General features: G+C 66.8%; 5 protein-coding genes. 3 read left to right on the top strand and 2 right to left on the bottom strand.

What is annotated here, in order from left to right:
• The 3 genes from VF662_RS02665 to VF662_RS02655 form a co-directional block, all read left to right on the top strand.
• Window positions 1-552 (top strand): nucleoside transporter C-terminal domain-containing protein (locus VF662_RS02665; protein WP_464137395.1); only part of this gene is annotated, 552 nt, incomplete at its 5' end.
• Between the two features lie 55 nt (window positions 553-607).
• Window positions 608-1,552: an isopenicillin N synthase family dioxygenase gene (locus tag VF662_RS02660; protein ID WP_464137393.1), complete on the top strand. Its 945-nt coding sequence runs from the start codon at window positions 608-610 to the stop codon at window positions 1,550-1,552.
• 18 nt (window positions 1,553-1,570) lie between these two features.
• Window positions 1,571-2,530, top strand: a complete 960-nt coding sequence (locus VF662_RS02655; RefSeq protein WP_464137390.1) for a TauD/TfdA family dioxygenase — start codon at window positions 1,571-1,573, stop codon at window positions 2,528-2,530.
• Here VF662_RS02655 and VF662_RS02650 read toward each other — a convergent pair whose 3' ends face one another.
• Together VF662_RS02650 and VF662_RS02645 are read right to left on the bottom strand one after the other, a co-directional pair.
• A complete protein-coding gene (locus VF662_RS02650; RefSeq protein WP_464137389.1) occupies window positions 2,531-3,100 on the bottom strand; it encodes a hypothetical protein in 570 nt (189 codons plus the stop codon).
• 11 nt (window positions 3,101-3,111) lie between these two features.
• Window positions 3,112-4,269, bottom strand: a 1,158-nt coding sequence (locus tag VF662_RS02645; protein WP_464137387.1) for an AMP nucleosidase, incomplete at its 5' end; no start/stop codon positions are given.

The raw sequence follows: 4,269 nt of genomic DNA, 5'->3' as shown, positions 1-4,269 counted from the left end.
GAGACGTTCGAGGACGGGGAGCGGCCCGCCAACATCATCATGGCGGCGGCGCAGGGCGCCCAGACCGGCGTGAAGCTCGCAGTCGCGGTCGGCGCCATGGTGCTCGCCTTCGTGGCCCTTGTGGCGCTCGCCAACGGCCTGCTCGGCGGCGTCGGCGCCTGGTTCGGCTTTCCCACCCTCAGCTTCCAGCAGATCGTCGGCTGGGTGTTCCAGCCGCTCATGTTCATGATCGGCGTTCCCTGGAACGAGGCGAGCCTGGCCGGCGGCCTCTTCGGCACCAAGATCGTCTTGAACGAGTTCGTCGCTTTCCTCGATCTCGGCAACGCAACTGGTCCTGCCGCGGCACTGACCGGCCGAAGCCGCGCGATCGTCACCTTCGCGCTGTGCGGCTTCGCCAATTTCAGTTCGATCGCGATCCAAATGGCGGTGACGGGCGGCCTCGCTCCGAACCAGCGGCCGATGATCGCCAAGCTGGGCGTCCGCGCGCTGATCGCCGGCTCGCTCGCCAATCTGATGAGCGCGGCGCTCGCCGGCCTGCTGCTGACCGACTGAGCGACGAAACCCTTTGGCTTGCCCCCGGCGGCTCGGCTATTGGGGCGTCATGAGCATGATCGCACCCGAAAAGAGCATCGCATCGCTGTCTTTGGCTGCAGCGGAGAGTGATCCCGAGGCTTTCAGCCAGGAACTTGGCGAATCCTTCGAACGCTACGGCTTCGCGATCGTTCGCGATCACGGCGTCCCTCAGGAGCTGATCGACCGTGCCGAGGGGAAGGCGAAGGCCTTCTTCGCGCTCCCGGAGGACGTGAAGCGCAAATATGCCATTCCCGGGGGCGGCGGCGCGCGCGGCTACACGCCGTTCGGCATCGAGACCGCCAAGGGCCACAAGGCGCACGACCTCAAGGAGTTCTGGCACGTGGGGCGCGAGCTCGGCGCCGGCCACCCGTTCCGCGAGATGATGGCCGACAATGTCTGGCCGGAAGAAGTGCCCGGCTTCAAGGAGACGTTCCTGGAGCTCTTCGACACGTTCGACCGCACCGGCCTTCGCGTGCTCCGGGCGATCGCGCGCTACCTGAAGGTCGACGAGAATTATTTCGTCGACACGGTGCGGGACGGCAATTCGGTGCTGCGCATGCTCCATTATCCGCCGCAGCCGGAGCCGACGGGCGAGCATATCCGCGCCGGCGCGCATGAGGACATCAACACCATCACCCTTCTCCTCGGGGCGGAGGAAGCGGGGCTTGAGCTTCTCACGAACGAAGGCGAATGGATGCCGGTGAGCCCGGCCAAGGGCGAGCTCGTCATCAACATCGGCGACATGCTCCAGCGGCTCACCAACGGTAAGCTGCGCTCGACTTCGCACCGGGTTGTTAACCCGGCGCCCGACCGGGCGAGCAAGGCGCGCTACTCGATGCCCTTCTTCCTCCATTTCCGCCCCGATTTCATGATCGAGGCGCTGCCGGGCACCGTGGCGGAGGGCGAAGAGCCGAAATGGCCGCCGATCAGCGCCCACGATTACCTCCAGGAGCGCCTGCGCGAGATCAAACTCGCCTGACGTGAGTTGTAGGGGCTCATGCAGATAGCGAGCCCCTCCCGAAGCACCGTATGGCCAGCCGCCGTCGAAGCGGGCGGCAAGTGCGATTTGGAGTCGCTGCTGGAACTCGCCGTGTCGGAGCGCGAGCGGCTGGAATCGGAGCTGCTGAGGGGCGGGGCGCTGCTCTTCCGCGGTTGGGAGGTCAGCAGCGTCGCCGACCTCACCAGCTTCGTGTCGGCCTTTTCGGATGGTGCTCCGCTGTTCAACTATGCGGGCGGCGCCTCGCCGCGGAAGATGCTGGGGGAGGGGAGCTACACCTCGACCGAATACCCGCCGCAGCTTCAGCTCTCGCTCCACAACGAGCTTTCCTACGCCGACGTCTACCCCACTCGCCTCTACTTCCTCTGCCTGGTTGCTCCGGAGGAGGGAGGGGAGACCACGCTCGGCGACAGCCGCCGGATCCTTCGCCGGATCGATCCTGCCGTTCTGGAGCGGGTCCGGGAGAATCAGATACGCTACGTGCGCAACCTCTCCGGTTTGAAAGGCTCCGGCTATTCCTGGCAGGAGGCGCTGGAGACCGACGATCCCTGCGAGGCGGAAGCCTGCTGCCGGCGGATCGGCGCGGACTTCGAGTGGCGGGCCGACGGCGGCCTGGCGATGAGCCAGGTGAGGCCCGCCACCGCAATGCATCCGGTGACGGGAGAGGAGGTCTGGTTCAACCAGGCGGACGGCTTCCACCCGAGCGGCCTCGATGCCCGCACCTATGCCGAGCTGATTGCGCTGTGCGGCAGCGAGGAAGCGTTCCGCCTTAACGTCACCTATGGCGACGGCTCTCCGATCGAGCGCGAGGCGCTGGACCATGTGAGGGAGGTGGTCCGTTCCGAGACCGTCCTGCACCCCTGGCGGGCGGGCGATATCGTCGTCATCGACAATCTCCTTGCCGCGCACGGGAGGATGCCGTTCAGCGGCCCCCGCAAGATCGCGCTGGCAATGACCTGATCAGCGTTTCCCGGATCCGAGGATCCGGGCCCAGTCGAGCCGTGCCAGGAGGATCAACAGGCCGATCATCACAAGCTGCATGGCGATCCCGGCGGGGCTGGTGAAGCCGCTCTTCAGGGCTTCGCCCATGCTCGTCTCCCGGACACGCTGCGCCGCCAGGCCGAACAACGAATAGGAGACCAGCCGGCCGGCGAAGAAGGCGGCGGTGAAGCCGATGAGACGCACGCCCGCCAGCCCCGCAGCCTCGAACAATTGCGCCGAGGGGATGGGGGACAGCGCAAAAAGGGCAAGTGCGATCGCGGCGTTCCGCTTGTTCCTCTCGAGCGCTTCCCGCGCCGCGTCCAGATTGCCGCGGATCTTCGCGGGCAGGCGGTGGCCGAACAGCCGGAAGGCGTAGGCCAGAAGCAGCCGGCCGGTCGCCGCTGCAAGCGCTCCCGTCAGCACCAGCAGCGGCAGCCCGATATTCGTGTTGAGGCCGTAGAGCACGATCACCGTCCAGGTCGGCGGTCCGAAGGCCGGCATCAGGTTCACTGCAAGGACGATGGCGAACAGGATGAGGAGGTCCGTCATCGAGAAGGCCCTTACCGGAAGGGCGGCTCGTCGAAGCTCCTGAGCTTCCGGGAGTGGAGGGTGCGTCCGGAGGCCTTCAGCACGCGCAAAGTCTCGATCCCGATCCGCAGATGCTGGCTGATCGACCGTTCGTAGAAGGCGTTGGCCTGGCCCGGAAGCTTGATCTCGCCGTGGAGCGGCTTGTCCGACACGCAGAGGAGCGTGCCGTAGGGGACCCGGAAGCGATATCCCTGGGCCGCGACGGTCGCCGATTCCATGTCGATCGCGACAGCCCTGGACTGGTTGAAGCGCATCGCCGAGTGCGTGAACCGGAGCTCCCAGTTCCGATCGTCCGTGGTGACGACGGTGCCGGTGCGGAGCCGCTCCTTCAGCTGCTGCGCATCCTCGCCCGTGACCTCGAGCGCGGCGTCGAACAGGGCCTGCTGGACCTCCGCGATCGGCGGGATCGGGACTTCCGTCGGGAGGACGTCGTCGAGGACATGGTCGTCGCGGAGGTAGGCGTGGGCGAGGACATAGTCGCCGATCGTCTGGCTCGGCCTCAACCCGCCGCAATGGCCGATCATCAGCCATACCTCCGGCCGCATCACCGCGAGATGGTCGCAGATCGTCTTGGCGTTGGAGGGCCCCACGCCGATGTTGACGAGGCTGATCCCACCGCCGTTGGCCGCGATCAGATGGTAGGCCGGCATCTGGTGCTTGCGCCAGCTGCCGTCGGCGACGAGCTGCTCGGCATTGGCCGTGTCCCTGGTGACGAAAACGCCGCCGGCGACCGACAGCGCCTCATAGGGGCTGTCCTCGCGCCTGAGCTCGGCCACCGCCCAGCGGACGAACTCCTCGACGTATCGGACGTAGTTGGTGAACAGGAGGTAGCGCTGCGTGTGCTCGGCGGGCGTTCCGGTATAGTGGCGGAGCCGGGCAAGGCTGAAATCGACGCGTGGGCCGTCGAACAGCGACAGCGGGCGCACGTCGTCGGCGCCGTTGTTCCAGGCGCCGTCGGCGATCTCGTCGCCGATGTGCGAAAGCTCGGTCGTCGGGAACCAGCGCGCCAGATCGGCGGCGCGGACCTCGTCGAGCCGCAGGTCGTCCGTCCCGTCGAGCACGTAGGGATAGGGTATCTCGCTTGCGGAGCGGCCAACCGACACCTCCACCTCATAGTCGCGCACCAGGAG

Source organism: Allosphingosinicella sp. (genome assembly GCF_036387215.1).
Classification (GTDB): Bacteria; Pseudomonadota; Alphaproteobacteria; order Sphingomonadales; family Sphingomonadaceae; genus Allosphingosinicella.
The sequence above is the reverse complement of the archived record's forward strand: the minus strand, read 5'-3'. Positions and strand labels throughout refer to the sequence as shown.

Coding starts and splice junctions, on each gene's coding strand:
- VF662_RS02660 (WP_464137393.1), top strand. CDS start 608: ATGATCGCACCCGAAAAGAGCATCGCATCGCTGTCTTTGGCTGCAGCG.
- VF662_RS02655 (WP_464137390.1), top strand. CDS start 1,571: ATGCAGATAGCGAGCCCCTCCCGAAGCACCGTATGGCCAGCCGCCGTC.
- VF662_RS02650 (WP_464137389.1), bottom strand. CDS start 3,100: ATGACGGACCTCCTCATCCTGTTCGCCATCGTCCTTGCAGTGAACCTG.